General features: G+C 61.5%; 1 protein-coding gene. It reads left to right on the forward strand.

Features of this window, described 5'->3' with window-relative positions:
• Positions 1–825, forward strand: an 825-nt coding sequence (locus ACM6I0_RS18975) for an AMP-binding protein (protein WP_414923007.1), incomplete at both ends; no start/stop codon positions are given.

Consider the following 825-nt stretch of genomic DNA (forward strand, 5'->3'; position numbering starts at 1 on the left):
TCTTGGCGATACGGCGCCGGTGCTGGTGCTGGCTGATGCGGCCGGGCGCAAGGCGCTGGGGGACGCGTTGCAGGTTCATACCGTACTCGATCCCAATGAGTCCCAGGCTGAAGCTTTGACAGCGGCTGACGCCAATCCCGAAATCCCCGGCCTTACCTCCGGCAACCTCGCCTATATCATCTATACCTCGGGCTCCACCGGGCAACCTAAAGGGGTCATGGTCGAGCACGCGCAGGTGGTTCGTCTGTTCGACACGACACACGCTGACTTCGGTTTTGACGCCTGTGACGTTTGGTGTCTGTTCCACTCGTTTGCCTTCGACTTCTCGGTCTGGGAACTGTGGGGAGCCCTGCGTTATGGTGGCACGCTGGTGTTGGTGCCTCATGCCATTACCCGCTCTCCGCAAGCGTTCTACCAGTTGATTTGTGAGCAAGGCGTCACCGTCCTGAACCAGACGCCGAGCGCCTTTGCCGCCTTGATGGAGTATGTCCAACCGGCATCGGACCGGCTGCGCTATGTCATCTTTGGCGGCGAAGCACTGCAGCCGTCGACCTTGCGCGACTGGTACGGGGGGCGTGGCGAATCCGCCCCGCAGCTGGTCAACATGTACGGGATCACGGAAACCACGGTCCACGTCACTTATTGCCCTCTGACTGCCGCAGATGCGCTACACGCCGACAGCGTGATCGGTACACGTCTGCCGGATTTGAATCTCTATCTTCTGGACGCGCATTGCCAGCCAGTGCCAATGGGGGCCGTGGGTGAGATGTTCGTCGGCGGCGCCGGTGTGGCGCGCGGATACCTGAACCGTCCCGAACTGACGGC

Source organism: Pseudomonas sp. IT-P294 (assembly GCF_949767865.1).
Classification (GTDB): Bacteria; Pseudomonadota; Gammaproteobacteria; order Pseudomonadales; family Pseudomonadaceae; genus Aquipseudomonas.